The following is a 17,067-nucleotide window of genomic DNA, read 5'->3' on the forward strand; positions in this document are numbered from 1 at the left end:
TTGTTGTCTAATATTTTTGAAAAGTAACTTTTTTGTATTTCTATTTAGAAAAAACACGATTTGATGAGTTCTCTTCTATCAATGCTTATATAAAAGTAGTTTGCATTTTTTTCAATTCGCTATAAGAATCAAAAAAGTGTAAACTTCTTCATAAAAAAAAGCGTTTAGAATTTTCTAAACGCCTTATTATTTTTTCTTAGTAAATTCTAATTATCATCATAATTAACCACGACATCACTTTTATTAGACCACGTAGTTACAGAAGCAATAGTATTGTTAGTATAATTTACTTCGGATAATTCTTCGCCTTTCCAGAAAAACCATTTGCCGATTTTAACTCCGTATTCATATTGTCCCATGGCAATTTTCTTTCCGGTAGTATCATAAGATTTCCATTCACCGTGTAATTTACCATCTTTATAAAAACCTTGCTGACGAATTTCTCCATTATCATGAAAGTAAGTACCTTTTATCTCATCTCCTTGTTTCTCAAAAGTAGGCTTTACTTCCTGTGCCAGTGCTACACCCGAAAAAAGGAACACTGCTATTAATAATAAATTTCTCATAAATATATTTTTTATTTGGGGTGTTCTTAATAATTATATTACAAATGTAACATTAATTTTACTTTTAAACAACATTTAAGTAACATTAAATTAACATTGAAATTATAATTAATTGATTTTTAAGTAATTAAATTTATTATAAATATATTTTTGATGCATATTGTTGTGCCAGATATAATTACTCAAACGGTTATTTTATAAAATTTTATGCATTAGAAGTATCTTCTGCTATAAGCGTGTTTTAATAAAAACTGTTGTTTTATTCACTGCATTTCGCGTCACACCTTTTGTATAAAACAAGATTCACAAGGGTTTAAAAGATTAAGATAGGAGTAGCCAAACGATTTAGTTATCAATATTGTTTGTATGAGACTGTGCTGGCTTGTATTTATGAGAATACATACTTTGATTTTTTTATTGTTCATTAAAAGAGTAATTCTACTTGCTTTTTTGAGGAGGATCAACCAATAATTTGATGAAAAAGATAACATTTCAATAACATTTGAGAGGAATTTTAGTAACATTTTTGTGGCTTATTAAGATTGTAAAGAGAACATGGACGATATTTATATTTGGATGATTGCTGCGCTGGCACTTCTGGCTATTGCGGATTTAATAGTTGGTGTGAGTAATGATGCTGTTAATTTTCTTAATTCTGCTATAGGTTCTAAGGCGATATCATTTAGAACAATTATGATTGTGGCTAGTTTGGGGATTGCTGGAGGAGCTATTTTTTCTAGTGGATTGATGGAGGTAGCCAGAAAAGGTATTTTTGTTCCCGGAGAATTTTATTTTGATGAGATCATGATCATTTTTATGGCGGTAATGATCACCGATATCTTGCTGCTCGATTTCTTTAATACTCTAGGGATGCCCACATCTACTACTGTATCTATTGTTTTTGAGTTATTAGGAGCAGCAGTTTGTGTCGCTATAATTAAAATACAAGGAGATACGTCACTTTCTATAACAGATTTGGGTGATTATATTAATACTAAAAAAGCTGGAGAAATAATCGTTGGAATTCTTCTTTCTGTGGTCGTCGCTTTTTCTATAGGAGCTTTTGTGCAATTTGTTTCTCGATTAGTGTTATCATTTAATTTTAAGAAAAAAGCAAAATGGACGGGAGCTCTTTTTGGAGGAATTGCACTAACAGCTATTCTATATTTCATTTTTATTAAAGGAATCAAAGGAACAAAGTATGCCAATGAGATTGTAGGTATTTTTACAAAAGATTCTGGGGAGGCATTTTTGGATTGGGCAAATTTATATTTTGAAAGTTCTTATGAAACGTTGAAAGATATGATAAAAGCCAAAAAAGATCTTTTTATAATTGATAGAGATGCTGGTGTGATTTCGGTGACCTTAAGAGGTTTCTTAGAGACCAATGTTTTACCTATTATACTAGCCGGTTTTGCTGTATTATCACTGCTTTCCTATTTGATTATGTTTATATTCAAAGCAAATATTTATAAGATCATTATTATTGTAGGGACATTTGCTCTGGCTTTGGCATTTGCAGGAAATGATCTTGTTAACTTTATTGGTGTTCCGATTGCTGCCTGGGAAGGATATCAGATGTGGAGTACTTCTGGAGAAGCCGCCAATACATTTTTAATGACATCTCTAAGTACGAAGGCAGAAACGCCTACGCTACTTTTATTGCTTGCAGGAATTATTATGGTGTTAACGCTTTGGTTTTCTACCAAGGCAAGAAATGTAGTAAAGACCTCTATAGACCTATCAAGACAAGGAGATGGAGACGAAAAATTTCATCCTAATTTTTTATCTCGTGGTGTGGTTAGAGGAACTGTTTGGATTTCAGAGGTTTTGTCTTCAATCACTCCGGATTCATTTAGAGTATTTGCAGATAAACAATTTAAAGAAGTTACCATACCAGTGACTATGCGCAAAGAAGATATGCCTGCATTCGATATGGTAAGGGCTGCCGTAAATCTTATGGTGGCAGGAGTATTGATTTCTATTGCGACTTCTATGAAATTACCACTATCAACTACCTATGTAACTTTTATGGTAGCCATGGGGACTTCGTTAGCGGATAGAGCCTGGGGTACAGAAAGTGCAGTATACCGGGTGGCAGGAGTATTAAATGTAATCGGAGGATGGTTTTTTACAGCAATAAGCGCATTTCTTGCTGCCGCATTTATCGCTTTTCTAATTAATATAAATCAACCTATCATGACAGGAGTTTTATTATTAGTGGCGGTCGTATTATTAGTAAGAAATACCATTAAGTATAGAAACAAAACCAGAGCTTTTAAGGAAGAAGATAGTCTGAAAAAGTCTGAAAGTAGTTCTATACAAGGAGTAATAGAAGAGAGTGCAGATAATATTAAATCATTTGTCAATAGAGGGAATAAAATTTATATAAGTACAATAGATAGTCTGGCAAAATATGACTTAGCCGCTCTTAAGAAAAATAGAAAAGGAATAGCAAAACTAGAAAAAGAGGTAGAAGACCTGCGCGATAGCATCTTTTATTTTATAAAGAATTTAGATGAATCCAGTGTAGGAGCAAGTAATTTCTATATTTCTATATTAGGATACTTGGAAGATATCACTCAATCACTTGATTATATATCTAAAGCGAGTCATAAGCATGTGAATAATAATCATAAAAGACTTCGATTTAATCAGATAAAAGACCTTAAAGAAATTGAAGAACATCTCAATGAATTCTTTGGTAGCATAAAAAAGATATTCAATACTAGAGAATTTAATACGCTTAATGCTATCATTGAAGAAAAACAGGAATTATTTACTATTGTTAATGATAAGATTAACAAGCAAGTTGCAAGAACTAGAACAGAAGAAAGTAGTCCGAAAAATACAACACTTTACTTTGGATTGTTAATGGAAACTAAAGATCTGATTACTGCAGCGATGAATTTATTAACTACCTACAGAAATCATCAGGATTAATATCAGGCTATTCTTATTGCGTTAAGTAATTGTTATGTTTTTGAAATTTTTATGTTAGTTTATTGTTTCCCGTTTAAATAGATATGTATACCTCACTTTATCATAGTATATTTACCAAGAAGTGATATAACTTTATAAGAAATGAATAAAAAAGATATTACAATTCTACTTGTAGATGATGAGCCGGATATTTTAGAAATCGTGGGATATAATCTTACAGTAGAAGGTTATAATGTATTAACAGCAGAAAACGGTATAGAAGCTGTGAAGATTGCTAAGAAGAAAAAGCCACAATTAATTATTCTGGATGTAATGATGCCAGAAATGGATGGTATAGAAGCGTGTGAGCAATTACGTAAAATACCTGATTTACAAAATACCATTATTACATTTTTAACAGCCCGTGGAGAAGATTATTCGCAAGTAGCTGGATTTGATGCCGGAGCTGATGACTATATCACAAAACCAATTCGACCCAAAGTATTAGTAAGTAAAGTCAAGGCATTATTGAGAAGGCTGAAGGAAGATGATTCATCTGATAATGTGGTAAAGATTGGTAATCTTGTGATTAACAGGGATGAGTATAAGATAGTTAAAGATAAAAAAGAAATTATATTACCCAGAAAAGAGTTTGAATTGTTATCTTTATTAGCCTCAAAACCTGGAAAAGTCTTTAAAAGAGAAGATATATTAGATAAGGTTTGGGGTAATGAAGTAATTGTAGGAGGTCGTACCATTGATGTGCATATCCGAAAACTAAGAGAAAAAATAGGAGACGATAGTTTTAAAACCATCAAAGGAGTAGGCTATAAGTTTGTTATATAATGGCAGAAAATTTTAAAAGATCGTATAAGTTTGCTTACTTATCATCTTTATATATAACTTTACTACTAACGCTCGTATTGGGCGTTTTTTTATACATTCAATCACAACTAAGTTTTTTGCCTGTAATAGGGTTTCTTGTTCTGTGCTATATTACAAGTTTTCTAATTATCCAATATAGAGTACAAAAATTCATTTATCGCAGAGTACGCAGGATTTATGACGATATAGAGATGTTAGATGTAGAAACCGTGGGAGATAGCCCGGTAACTACTGATATGCGAACTTTGATCAAAGAGGTAGAGAAGTTTGCACAAAAAAGAAAAACTGAGATAGAGACCTTAAAAGTGAGAGAAGATTATCGTAAAGAATTTATGGGTAATATCTCTCATGAATTAAAGACTCCTTTATTTACAGTTCAGGGATATATTCTTACACTATTGGATGGAGCGATGAATGACCCAAAAATTCTTGATAAATACCTTAATCGTGCTAATAAAGGTGTAGAACGTCTTATTTATATTGTAAAAGATTTAGATATGATTACCAAATTAGAGGTAGGAGATCTGAATCTCAATTATACTAGTTTTGATATAGTAGAACTAGTTCAAAGTGTTTTTGATCTATATGAAATGAGAGCTTCAAAAAAAAACATAGCGCTGACTTTTGATATGAATTATCAAGAACCTGTTATGGTTCACGCAGATAAAGAAAGGATTCAACAGGTGTTGTCAAACCTAATTGTGAATTCAATTAAATATGGTAAAGAAGATGGTACTACCGAGGTAAGTATAGAAAACTTGATACGTAACAAAGTAATTGTTAGGGTAACTGATAACGGAGAAGGTATTGCACAAGCACATATCCCCAGATTATTCGAGCGTTTTTATCGCGTAGACAAAAGTGGATCTCGCAAGGAAGGAGGCTCGGGTCTTGGGTTGGCGATTGTCAAGCATATCATAGAAGCACACCACGAGCGCATCTATGTAGAGAGTGACTATCGCATAGGTAGTGAATTCTCATTTACTATGGAAAAAGTGAAAAAGTTCCCTGTAGTCGATGTCGGTGCTAAAACTGCTTAAACCTTTATAAGAATTAATGTCATATAGTTTTTTTAAAGTAAATTCATTTTGTTTACAGCTGGGAACAAGTTTGTTTATCGTAAGACGTTCTGCCAAATACTCTTGCTCAAATTGACCTGGCGTAGGAATGAAGAATGCTTTTTTCTTAAGCTTTGCCAGATCCATAACAGTTGTATATCCTGATCTGGATATAATTATTGTACTGCTATTAATTGTGTTTTGCAATACTGAACCAGTTAGATAATTATGGATGGTAATATTATTTTTTACATAGGTTTTATGAATATCTTCAATGACACCTCGTACAAAAACTATTTTTTTATCACTTCGTTCAAATTCCTGAAGTAGTTTTTCTTCAAGCATTGTTCGTTGTGGTTCAGGACCAGATAATAATACCATAATATCATATTGCTTGGGGAGGTTCTGATAATTAAATCTACTTAAAGGACCTAAATAAGTAACAGGAATACTGCTCTTTTTAGGATGCCCAAGTTCTCCACTAAGATTAGGATCATCTGCCATATCAGGCACCCAACAAACATCAAACTTTTTTATATACTTATTATGAAGTTTTGTGCTTATCGAAGTTGTTTTTCCACTAAGTACAGTTAATTGATGTGTTATAAATACTGAAGGCACATTTTTATGTCGTACTCCTAATCTATTGTCAGAGATGATGCCATAAAATTCATCAGATTCCAGAATTCTTTTTGTAGCCTTTTTTTCTGCAGTGATGGCATGCGCAATTTTGGGACTGTTGAGTAATATCTTTAATTTAAAGTTACTTCCTTTTTTGGCATATTCAATATTATACGATGGTAACTCCTCAGTTTTCAGATCAGGAAACTCTTTTTTTAATAAAGAAAGGGCAACTCCATCTGATGCAATAACCGGTTCAAAACCTTCATCTTTTAAAGCATTGATTATAGGGATACAGCGGGTTGCGTGACCTAATCCCCAATTTAATGGCGCAATAAGTACTTTTTTACTCAAAATCAATTAATTTTAATAGACTAACAATCTAAAGGTAGCTTGTCTTTATTTTAAAATTAATAGTATTCTAGTAAGTATATATTTCCTTAATTTTACCAAAAAATTATCTTTTGATCGATAAAATTTAACATGTAAGTTTAGCATCATAAATGTAGCTAATAAGGTTTCTTGTGAAAAAGATTTATAAACTAAGAAAGTAAATAGGTGGGAAGTAAGAATAAATTAAAACGTTTTAACGAGAATAAAACTTTTCATAATGTAGTAGAACCAACCCGAGATGAAGTATTGAGTAATGCTCTGGGGTATAAAGGAAAGTGGAAAGAAAAGTTTTTTAAAAACGAAAACCCTATCGTATTAGAGTTGGGCTGTGGAAAAGGAGAATATACAGTAGGCTTAGCAAAAAAATACACGAATAAAAATTTTATAGGAATTGATATTAAAGGAGCTCGTTTTTGGCGTGGAGCTAAGACTGCGATAGAAGATGGGATGAATAATGTAGGTTTTATAAGAACTCAAATAGAATTAGTTGATCATATATTCGATAAGAATGAGGTTGATGAGATTTGGATTACTTTTCCGGATCCGCAAATTAAGTACAAGCGCACAAAACACAGAATGACGAATCATGATTTTTTACAACGTTATAAAAAGATTCTTAAATCAGATGGGTTAATGCATCTCAAGACCGACAGTGAATTTATGCATGGATACACCTTGGGATTACTGCATGGAGAAGGGCACGAAGTAGTATATGCTAATCATAATGTATACCATCAGGAAGGATCTCCGGAAGTAGTTACGACTATTCAAACTTTTTATGAAAAACAATATTTAGAAAAAAATAAACCCATAACTTACATTCAGTTCAAAATTACCTAATTGTCGTCATCGATTTGGAAACTACTAAACTTTTTTTAGTTACTTTTTTTGCATCATTAATAGGAGTGATCCCTCCTGGATTGGTTAATATGACTGTAGCCAGAACTTGCCTTGAGAGGGGTAAAAAGAATGGTGTTTTAGTTGCAGTGGGTGCATCGGTAGTTGTTTTAATTCAGGCACTTATTGCAATATTACTGGCTAAATATATTTTTTTTAATCCATTTGTCAGAAATATTCTGCTTCGGTCAGGAGCGGTTATCTTTCTATTAATGGCTATTTATTTTTTTATAAAAGCAAAGCAAAGAAGAACCAAGATAAAAGTATATAGAAATACAGATACTCGCAGCTTTTTTAAAGGAGCTATGATGTCTGTAATAAATGTCTTGCCAATTCCTTATTTCTGTACGATTGCAGCTGCTATGAGTGTGAGTGGTAAAATAGAATATGATGCGCCCAGAATTATAGCATTTACAATTGCTGCAGGTCTGGGAACTTTTGTTACTTTATATTTTTATGTATTGTCATTTTTGAAGATAGAAAAGAAAACGGCATCAATTACTAAGTATTCTAATTATTTTATGGGAATATTGATGTTGGTTTTGGTAATCATAACATTAGCAAGAATTATTTATACATGGGATGAAGGACAATAGTAGAGATCAAAATTTTTTTGACAGAGTTTACGAAGTGGCAAAATTGATTCCGTATGGGAGGGTAACCTCTTATGGTGCTATTGCCAAATATCTTGGGGCAGCCAGAAGTGCTCGTATGGTTGGTTGGGCAATGAATGCCTCAGGAAAGCAAGAAGATATTCCTGCGCATCGCGTAGTAAACAGAAAAGGAGTTTTGACAGGGAAACACCATTTTCAGGGAACTAATCTGATGCAACAATTATTAGAGAATGAAGGTATTGAGGTTATCGATAATCAAATACAAGATCTGGATACATTATTCTGGGATCCTATGAAGGAGTTATAAAATTGTTTGGTATATAATTTAAAAAGAAACTCCAATCCCGGCAGAAAATGTTGAAAAATCAATACTTCCTATTTTTAAATGTTCATATCCTCCGGTTATTTTAAACCGATTCATATGGTAGTTTAATAATAGGTTAAATTTATTCACAGACCTTGTATTAATAAAGGTCTGATTAAAATTAGATTCCAGACTTAATGGTTTTGCAAAGAAAAATTCAGCTCCCAAACCATAGGTAAATCCTAGTTCGTCTACTTCTCCAGCAATAAAAGCAGCACCTACTCCCCAATATGCCGAAAACTTTTCGGTACGTACACGATGATATTTGGCGAGAAGTGTAAATAAGGAAAGAGAATTATCCCCAAAAAATGTAGTATCTTCCCATAATTGTAAATAGTCAGCTTCTATTCCCGCCCTCTTTAAAAACCGTAAGTCAGCATTAAGGTGGTTTCCGTATAATTTACTGTTTTCTACAATAGTCCGACTTGTAAGCGTTGTCCTGAATATATTAGTGTCCTCTCCCCAGTTATAAGAATAGTTACCTTTTTTAGAATTGTAATATGGATATTTGGTAATAGAAGCATTGCTTGCCCGTCTTTCATATTCTGCAGGTGTTTCAGTCATGCCGTAATAAGTAGTATATAATAATACTTCTGCAAAAACTACAGCCAATTCAGTTAGGATGCCATACTCATCTCCAGAAGAATAATCAGAATTTCTTGATTGAGATGTATAACTATGTCCGTTACTATTTTTGCTTAAGCTCTTTTCAGCTTTTTGTAACTTACTTTGGCTAAAATTTTGATTAGATAGTATAAGAAAGAGGGATAGAATAAAAATGATTCTTTTCATATGGATAATATAATTGATGATAAAAATCTTAAATTATCATAAATCATGCCGTTTTGATAAAGTCATGATATCTATAATAGTAATATTACTATAAATCATTTCAATTTATAGGCTTTATAATCTTAACTTTTCAAAGTATCTTTGCAATTATATATAGGTCTTTACGACTTACTATCAGGAAAAGCAAAACAAACATGAAGTTAGAGAAAACGGATATATTAAAGGCACTTGAGACTATTACAGTTGCGGGAGAAGGAAAAAATATGATAGAAAGTGGAGCTGTGAAAAATGTAATTACTTTTGGAGATGAGGTAATTGTTGATTTAGAGTTGTCTACACCCGCATTACATATCAAAAAGAGAGCAGAAGTTGATGTAATGAAAGCTATTCAAGATAAAGTATATGAAAAGGCAAAAGTAAAGGTGAATATTAAAGTAGAAACACCAGCTGCTCAACCGCAAAAAAATGTGATTAAAGGCAAAGTAATTCCTGGGATAAAAAATATTATTGCTGTTGCCTCAGGTAAAGGAGGTGTTGGTAAATCTACGGTGACTTCTAATCTGGCGGTAACTCTGGCCAAAATGGGTTTTAAAGTAGGACTGTTGGATGCAGATATCTATGGTCCTTCTGTTCCGATTATGTTTGATGTAGAGAGAGAAAGACCACTCTCGGTAAAAGTAGGGGACAAGTCTAAAATGAAACCTATAGAGAATTATGGAGTAAAAATATTATCCATTGGATTTTTCACACAACCGAATCAAGCGGTAGTATGGAGAGGACCCATGGCAGCAAAAGCATTAAACCAAATGATATTTGATGCCGCTTGGGGCGAATTAGATTTTATGCTAATTGATCTACCTCCGGGAACAGGAGATATCCACTTGTCTATTATGCAATCATTACCTATTACAGGCGCAGTGGTTGTTAGTACTCCACAAAATGTAGCATTGGCAGACGCTAGAAAAGGAGTTGCCATGTTCCAGCAGGATAGTATTAATGTACCTGTGTTAGGGATTATAGAAAATATGGCTTATTTTACTCCAGAAGAGCTTCCTAATAATAAATATTATATCTTTGGTAAAGAAGGTGCTAAATATCTGGCAGAAGATATTGATGTTCCGTTTCTGGGAGAAATACCATTGGTGCAAAGTATCCGGGAAGCAGGAGATGTGGGTCGTCCAGCTGCATTACAGACAGCTACTCCTATAGAAAAAGCATTTGAAGAATTAACAAGAAATGTAGTGCAGGAAGTAGTGAGTAGAAATGAAAATCTACCTCCTACTGAAGCAATAAAAATAACAACAATGGCAGGTTGTTCTGCTATAAAAAAATAAAAAATGACTTCTGAAGAATTAAGAGTTAATGTAGAAAAAGCCCTAGATGAAATACGCCCTTTTTTAGAAAGTGATGGAGGGAATATTTCATTAATAGGAATTGAGGATGATAAAAGAGTCAAAGTTCAGCTCGAAGGAGCTTGTGTTGGTTGTAGTGTAAATCAAATGACGCTAAAATCTGGAGTAGAAATGACCATTAAAAAATATGCACCTCAGATAGAAGAAGTACTTAATATCGAATAAAATAGTTCTGATATTTTCAAAAAACCCATATGCTCAGGAAGATTTTTTTTGAGCATATGGGTTTTTTAATCCAAAGAAAGGGTGTAAAACTGGAATTTTTAAAATAATCCAGTGATAGAGTATCCAACTTCCTCCAAAAGTACCTAGAACCATCAAAACAAATTTAGGAAGAAATCCCCAATTTAGATTCATGATATAATATCCTATGGCTATAGTTATCGTTTGGTGCAGAATATAAAAAGGGTATACTGCCCTATTACAATAAATGAGTATTTTACTTTTTGTATTCAGATATTTTGAACTATACCCTAAAATAACCAGAATCCAGGACCATAGATTGGTTACCTTAATGAAGGCTTCAGAGAAATGAATAAGTACATTATCTTTTTGTAGTATCCATATAAAAAGTTGAATTGAAAAGGAAATAATTCCTACATATAAAGCTTTGGTTTTTATTAAACTAAGACTAATCCAGAACTCCCTACCAGTAGCAATAAGTACAAAACCGAATAAAAAGAAAGTGAGACAATTTATAAAATTGAACCAATCATCGATGAGTGCGTGAGTCACCGGGAAAAAAGGTTCAATCAAAGCCTCAATAAGATATAGTGGTAGTATAAAAAAATATAATTTTTGAGGCTTTTGTATCTGTAAGCGTATCCAATGTATACATTTAGAAGATTTCTTTCTTAATCGTATTAATACTGGAGAAAGCACCATTGAAAATATGAATAAATAAGGTAGAAACCAGAGATGGTGCCACCCAAAATTTCCTTCTGGATAGATGCCTGCAAAAGCTTCACTTTTAAAATAAGTAAAATAAGATCCTATAAAATTATTGTAAGCTAATCGTTCAAAATATACCTGAGGAGGTACAATAAATAACATTCCAAATAGTAAAGGAAGTAATAATCTTTTAATACGTTCCAGATTGAATTGCCAAAGGTTTCGATAAGAAAACGCATAGTATGTACTCATACCAGATATGACAAAGAGAATAGGCAAACGCCATTGATTGAGAAAAAGCATCGGCCATTGGAGCCAAGTATAGATAATATTGTTTTTGAGATGCCATCCCCAGGAAACAAAAAACATTCCTACGTGGTACAAGATGAGTAGCCCAAATACAATGACACGTAACCAATCCAGGTCATAACGACGAATTTTTTTCTGCATGATTTTTTTAGAATTTATACGATTTATAACTAAAAATTTCGCATATTCATCGTTTCTTTTTCCTTTCTACTTCGTTTAAAAAATAAACCGTAGCTATAGCTATGCTTGATTTTTTTGCCTTGCATAAAGAAAAAATAATTCAATGAATTTATACGAATTTTTTAATCACAAATCGTATTATATCAATTCTCAGATGATATTACCTACTGAATTTTTTTTTGTTCCTATGCTTCAAAATAAAATATATCGATAGCGCTGCTATACGTAAATTTTCTTTCTAATCTGAATCAAAAATAATTCAATTCAGGTGACAGTAATATCATCTGAGCACTGGCGTTATTTTTCATCAAAATTGGAATATTTTAGCAAGAATTAGTGTATAAAAAGACTGTAGAAATGTCTAGAATTATAATTCTAGACGCTTTAAAATACGAAGTGTCTTATTTATGGAGTTTTATAAATGCGCCAGGTGATACTGCTACGTGTTTTTTAAATGCGTTATAGAAAGTAGCTTTTGATTTAAAGCCTACAGAGTGGGCAATAGCCTCTATAGTCAAGTGTTTATATTCCTTATCCAAAAGCCTTTTTTTCGAAATTTCAATTCTATATTGATTGATAAAATCATTAAAATTTTGATGTGTACTAGCATTAATAGTCTGAGAAATATAATTAGGATGTGTATTCAGTGCTTTTGCCAAATCTTTTAGTGATGCCGATTCTTGTAGATAGTATTGTTTGGTTTCTACATAGGTTTCTATCTCTTCAATAAAAATAGGATTGTCTTTAATTTTTGAAGTCTCATATTTATCGGCTAGCCAGGAATTTTCAAAAAACCTGGATTCTGATAGAAGAACAAAACTGGTGATACAAACTAGTATGGTATGAAATATAAAAATGTAATGATCTCCACCATCATTGTCAAAATTTACAAATACAATAAATACAAGTATAAAAAAAGCGAGAAATCCAAGAGCCGTATTTTTAGAAAAATTAAACTTGTTGAGCCTTATATTTTCTGCATTGACAACCTTCTTTTTTGCCTGATGTTTTGCAATAAGACGAATAGACAGAATGATATAAAAAATAAAACTGCCTAAAATTAACCACCGCAATTCATCTTTAATCCAATGATAGCTATAATCAAAGTCATCAGGAAGTTGAATGCTGCTTATTTTGGGATGATATGCTCCCAAATAGGCATTGATTTTAACAGATTTAGGTTGAAAATAGAATTTTAATTGCGATATGAAGTAAGCTATTGGGATTACTATATGAATCCAATGCTTTTTAATAGTAATGGCTGTTTGTTCTAATAAGGATTGAACGAATAGATATATTGACGGGGCTAGTAGTAATACTAAAGGTTCGGTGCTATCATTTAGATGCGGGATGTATTTTATAAGACCGGTATAACATAAGAAAATATCCATAGCAATAATGGATTGGATCAGTAACGACCAGCCATACACTTTAAAAGCATTACTTTTTTTGGATGCTCTTATCAGAATAACAAGACTTAATAATACTCCCAGAAAAATGCCTAAAGATATACCATAAGACACCAAATTATGGCGTATAGGAATCTGATCAATTACCTGTTGTATACTTTGCATAGCGTTGATATCGTTATTCTGTACTAAACTCAGTTAATTTTTGTGGACCTTCCAGAGGAACTCTGATAATTCTTAAGGTACCATCTCCAGTAGTGGCAATTTGCCATTTGATCAAAGTAATGCTTCCATTTTCAATTTCTATACCTGTAATGGATCTTGGGTGCACACAACTCCCGTCATTAAATAAAGCTAGTTCGCCAGGCTCCGGAAATCGTGGGCGATGGGTATGACCTATAATAGTCAGTTGATTGTTATGAGTGGCAATCCATTTTTTGATTCTGCGTTCCACCTTAATGGTCTCTTTATAGTTCTTTGCCGGACTTGTTGGGTCTGCAATACCAACCACTTGTAATGGTTTCCATAGAACTCTCACTAAAAACCGATTAATCCGCCATCCCACATAATTCATAAAATCTGCCTGATGTCCATGGAGCAGGAAAATATCCTGATGATTCTCTCTATGTCTGAGAATGATAGCTTCCTCATACCGTATATCAGGAAAAAGAGGAACATCTGTATCTGTTTTTGGATCAAAATAAGTGCTTAAATGTTTTTTTACATATGCAGGATCTCGATACACCATATCATGATTACCCCAGATCATCTCTAGTCTGTTTTCTATATAAAATTTCTGAAGTAATTGATATACATTTTTATGTGCTTTCAAGATAGTTTCAAAATGAAGATTTTCCCAAAGTTCATCTCCATCCCCAATTTCGCAATAGGTAAATCCCTGATCGTAATAATATTTTATTGCGTGATAATATATGTTGCGATTATTAGCAAAATCATCAGCAAAACTATTATCCCCTCTGTGGCAATCACTAAATAATATAAACTTAGAGGTATCGTCAAAGGGAATGACTTTAGCATTTTTGTAGGCACGATCCAGACGTGATTGTGAAGACATAGTATACGCAAGCTTTTTTGTAAATATACAATACTATCCGTTTGTATGTAGATGTGATATACTAAATTAAATAGTGAAGACAATCTTGTGAAAATATCTGAAAATTAAAAAAAGTAATTTTTATTGTAATTTGATTACTCTGTTACTTCTATGGGGATATCAAAATAAATAGTTCTGATATCCGTAATAAGCGAATCTTTAATTTTTAAAGCCTCAAGCTCTTCATCACTTAATCGCTCATATAGATTGGGTAAGCGTTTTGTAAGGGATTTAATCTCATTAAAATACCCTCGTATCGTATCTTTGCCTGTTTTTTTGGTTTTAGCATAATACAGTTTCGTAATGATCTGTGCTATCTATCTGGTTTTTTCTTTATAATCCTTATCAGCATATTTTAGAATATAGATTTTTTGTGTAAAATCGTTTTCTTTAGAAGATTGTTTAATCTCCCACGTAATAAAACCTGTTTTTTGCCCGCTCTCAAATGTGTAATGCTTTTTTTGTTTTACACTTCGAAATAAAAATAAAAAATTTTAATAGGTAATTTCATTTGAGAATAGAATTGGTATTATACGATTTACAACTAAAAATTTCGCATATTCATCGTTTCTTTTTCCTTTCTACTTCGTTTAAAAAATAAACCGTAGCTATAGCTATGCTTGATTTTTTTGCCTTGCATAAAGAAAAAATAATTCAATGAATTTATACGAATTTTTTAATCACAAATCGTATTACATTATTTATGATCGATCACTGGGGATTAAATATCCTGCTTTTTACCTCGTCTATATAGCTTCTTCCGATAGGATAACGCATCGCAGCAATCTCAATACTATTCCCTTCTATTGTTTCTACCTTATCGATGGATATCGTAAAGGATCTATGGATGCGTATAAACCTATCTGCTGGTAACTCTTCGGTAAAACCACTTAATGTCTGATGGATAACATATTTGTCTGACAGCGTATTTATCCTGATATAATCTCGAAGACTTTCTATAGATAGAATTTCATCCAGATACAATTTTTTAATTTTCTTTTTATTAATTTTTACAAAAAGATAGGATCTTTCACCAGCTGAGTTTTGATTTACTTTTTGTTCCTCTCCTTTTATTCTAAAAGCCTTATTGACAGCCATGATAAACCGATGAAAGGATATTGGTTTTACCAAATAATCCAGTACTTCTAACTCGTAACTTTTTACAGCAAATTCTTCATGCGCTGTAGTGATTATAGTAAGTGGTTTTTTGGTAAGACTTTTTAGAAGGTTCAGACCATCCAGCAATGGCATATTGATATCTAGAAAAAGTAAATCTATCTGATCATTGTTTACAATATAATCAATGCTTTCTACACCATTATTAAATGAATTTAAAAGAACCAAGCCCTTGGTCTGAGAAATAAAACTCTCAATTACATTTACAGCTAATGGCTCATCATCAATTATTACACATTTTAAATTCATTATACCTTAATTTTTAAGTTAACAATATACAGACCATTTGTTGTATTAATATCTAGCTTGTATTCGTCTGGTTGATATCCTAGTTTTAATCTCTTTTTGACATTTCCTATCCCAATACCTCCAGAAATAGGGGCAATTTGCTGAGTATTTGTAATGGCAGGTAATGGATTAGAAATTTTAAAGTAAAGAAATTCATCGATAATAGTAAAATCAATTTGTATTTCTACGACACCAATATTCTTGTTAGCTCCGTGTTTAAAAGAGTTTTCTATAAACGAAAGCAATAGCATAGGAGCAATTTTTTTATCTTCTATCTCTCCAGAGATGGTAATATTGATTTTTAATAAATCCCCATATCGTATACGTTCCAGATCAAGATAATTTTGGAGACAGATAATCTCTTTGGAAAGATGCTGCCTTTTGTGGTGGGTCTCATGGAGAAGGTATCTCATGAGCTCGGATAACTTTAGTATTGTTTTTGGAGTTTTATCAGATTTTGCTACTGAGAGCGAATAAATATTATTAAGTGTATTAAAAAAGAAATGTGGAGATATTTGGGTTCGTAAAAATCGCAATTCTGTTTCTAGTTGTAATTTTTCTACTTCGATTAATTTTTTGTGTTCTTTTAGCCAGTCCAGAGTTACCTTAATAGCTGCTACAAAAGTCATAACATACAACTCTCCCAACATCATTTCTATAGAGTAATTGAGAGTTAATTCATTGGTTACCTCCGGACCTTCTGGCCATACATTATGACTCACCATAAAATAGGTAAGGTAGAATTTTGCCAGAAGCATCATAAAAAGAGCAACCATTACCAGGATGATATATATGATGTATTTACGCTTGTAAATAAACTTTGGCATTAAGTAATAGATATTAAAATAGCTTAGAATCATATGAATTACAAATCCAAGGGCAGTAGTTTTAAAAGCGTACACGTAATCATTAAAATAACTACCCCACCTAAATGTCGTAAATAAGAAATAGACCAGCCAGAAAATAATATGATGCTTTAGGGTGATGGTGTAATTAGTATCTTTAGTAATATGTATTGTATTTCTAATTGCGTGTAGCATACTTTATTTTTTTTGGTGTTTAACCGAGTTGCCTTGTCATTGGTCTAAAATTATTCTTTTACATATAATATTTGTAAATATTTATGATATTGTTGTTGCAGTGATTTTAACTTTTTTTTTGACCATAAAAGATCAT

The 17,067-nt window shown here is 32.2% G+C and carries 16 protein-coding genes; 8 read left to right on the plus strand and 8 right to left on the minus strand.

Annotation, left to right across the window (positions count from 1 at the left end; translation table 11 throughout):
- Window positions 1–206: 206 nt before the first annotated feature.
- The gene (locus F0000_RS17445) at window positions 207–566 is read right to left on the minus strand and encodes a toxin-antitoxin system YwqK family antitoxin (RefSeq protein WP_149626017.1); all 360 of its coding nucleotides are present in this window, start codon (window positions 564–566) and stop codon (window positions 207–209) included.
- 555 nt (window positions 567–1,121) lie between these two features.
- Here F0000_RS17445 and F0000_RS17450 point away from each other — a divergent pair.
- The 3 genes from F0000_RS17450 to F0000_RS17460 all read left to right on the plus strand — a co-directional run bounded on the left by F0000_RS17450 (window position 1,122) and on the right by F0000_RS17460 (window position 5,413).
- Window positions 1,122–3,509, plus strand: coding sequence for an inorganic phosphate transporter (locus tag F0000_RS17450; protein ID WP_255452786.1), 2,388 nt, complete (start codon window positions 1,122–1,124; stop codon window positions 3,507–3,509).
- Between the two features lie 141 nt (window positions 3,510–3,650).
- A complete protein-coding gene (locus F0000_RS17455; RefSeq protein ID WP_149626018.1) occupies window positions 3,651–4,334 on the plus strand; it encodes a response regulator transcription factor in 684 nt (227 codons plus the stop codon).
- Window positions 4,334–5,413 (plus strand): cell wall metabolism sensor histidine kinase WalK, encoded by a 1,080-nt coding sequence (locus F0000_RS17460; RefSeq protein ID WP_149626019.1) that lies wholly within the window; start codon window positions 4,334–4,336, stop codon window positions 5,411–5,413. Before F0000_RS17455 ends, F0000_RS17460 begins: the two co-directional genes overlap by 1 nt.
- On the opposite strand, the gene F0000_RS17465 is transcribed toward F0000_RS17460, so the two are convergent.
- A complete protein-coding gene (locus F0000_RS17465) occupies window positions 5,351–6,406 on the minus strand; it encodes a glycosyltransferase (RefSeq protein ID WP_149626020.1) in 1,056 nt (351 codons plus the stop codon). The two genes, F0000_RS17460 and F0000_RS17465, sit on opposite strands and share 63 nt — an antisense overlap.
- A 204-nt stretch (window positions 6,407–6,610) precedes the next feature.
- Here F0000_RS17465 and trmB point away from each other — a divergent pair, with 204 nt between their 5' ends.
- From trmB to F0000_RS17480, 3 genes are read left to right on the plus strand one after another with little or no spacing between them, the layout of a single operon-like run.
- Complete coding sequence (trmB, locus tag F0000_RS17470) at window positions 6,611–7,285, plus strand: tRNA (guanosine(46)-N7)-methyltransferase TrmB (protein ID WP_149626021.1); 675 nt, start codon at window positions 6,611–6,613, stop codon at window positions 7,283–7,285.
- A 14-nt stretch (window positions 7,286–7,299) separates the two neighbouring features.
- Complete coding sequence (locus tag F0000_RS17475) at window positions 7,300–7,938, plus strand: LysE family translocator (RefSeq protein WP_149626022.1); 639 nt, start codon at window positions 7,300–7,302, stop codon at window positions 7,936–7,938.
- Entirely contained in the window at window positions 7,925–8,263 is a 339-nt protein-coding gene (locus tag F0000_RS17480) for an MGMT family protein (protein ID WP_149626023.1), read from the plus strand. The genes F0000_RS17475 and F0000_RS17480 overlap by 14 nt, the downstream gene beginning before the upstream one ends.
- An 18-nt stretch (window positions 8,264–8,281) precedes the next feature.
- On the opposite strand, the gene F0000_RS17485 is transcribed toward F0000_RS17480, so the two are convergent.
- Window positions 8,282–9,112: a porin family protein gene (locus F0000_RS17485; RefSeq protein WP_149626024.1), complete on the minus strand. Its 831-nt coding sequence runs from the start codon at window positions 9,110–9,112 to the stop codon at window positions 8,282–8,284.
- Window positions 9,113–9,306: 194 nt separating this feature from the next.
- Here F0000_RS17485 and F0000_RS17490 point away from each other — a divergent pair, with 194 nt between their 5' ends.
- Window positions 9,307–10,446: an Mrp/NBP35 family ATP-binding protein gene (locus F0000_RS17490; RefSeq protein WP_149626025.1), complete on the plus strand. Its 1,140-nt coding sequence runs from the start codon at window positions 9,307–9,309 to the stop codon at window positions 10,444–10,446.
- 3 nt (window positions 10,447–10,449) lie between these two features.
- Complete coding sequence (locus F0000_RS17495) at window positions 10,450–10,689, plus strand: NifU family protein (protein ID WP_149626026.1); 240 nt, start codon at window positions 10,450–10,452, stop codon at window positions 10,687–10,689.
- A 33-nt stretch (window positions 10,690–10,722) separates the two neighbouring features.
- Here the strand turns inward: F0000_RS17495 and F0000_RS17500 are convergent, their stop codons facing one another.
- From F0000_RS17500 to F0000_RS17520, 5 genes are all read right to left on the minus strand, one after another.
- Complete coding sequence (locus F0000_RS17500; RefSeq protein ID WP_223148916.1) at window positions 10,723–11,865, minus strand: acyltransferase family protein; 1,143 nt, start codon at window positions 11,863–11,865, stop codon at window positions 10,723–10,725.
- Between the two features lie 440 nt (window positions 11,866–12,305).
- Window positions 12,306–13,478, minus strand: a complete 1,173-nt coding sequence (locus F0000_RS17505) for an AraC family transcriptional regulator (protein ID WP_149626027.1) — start codon at window positions 13,476–13,478, stop codon at window positions 12,306–12,308.
- A gap of 13 nt (window positions 13,479–13,491) precedes the next feature.
- Entirely contained in the window at window positions 13,492–14,388 is an 897-nt protein-coding gene (locus F0000_RS17510; protein WP_149626028.1) for a metallophosphoesterase family protein, read from the minus strand.
- A gap of 750 nt (window positions 14,389–15,138) precedes the next feature.
- The gene (locus F0000_RS17515; RefSeq protein ID WP_149626029.1) at window positions 15,139–15,852 is read right to left on the minus strand and encodes a LytTR family DNA-binding domain-containing protein; all 714 of its coding nucleotides are present in this window, start codon (window positions 15,850–15,852) and stop codon (window positions 15,139–15,141) included.
- Window positions 15,852–16,931: a sensor histidine kinase gene (locus tag F0000_RS17520; protein WP_149626030.1), complete on the minus strand. Its 1,080-nt coding sequence runs from the start codon at window positions 16,929–16,931 to the stop codon at window positions 15,852–15,854. Before F0000_RS17520 ends, F0000_RS17515 begins: the two co-directional genes overlap by 1 nt.
- Between the last annotated feature and the right edge of the window lie 136 nt (window positions 16,932–17,067).

Origin of the sequence: Aquimarina sp. RZ0 (assembly GCF_008370685.1) — a bacterium.
In the GTDB taxonomy this organism is placed as follows: Bacteria; Bacteroidota; Bacteroidia; order Flavobacteriales; family Flavobacteriaceae; genus Aquimarina.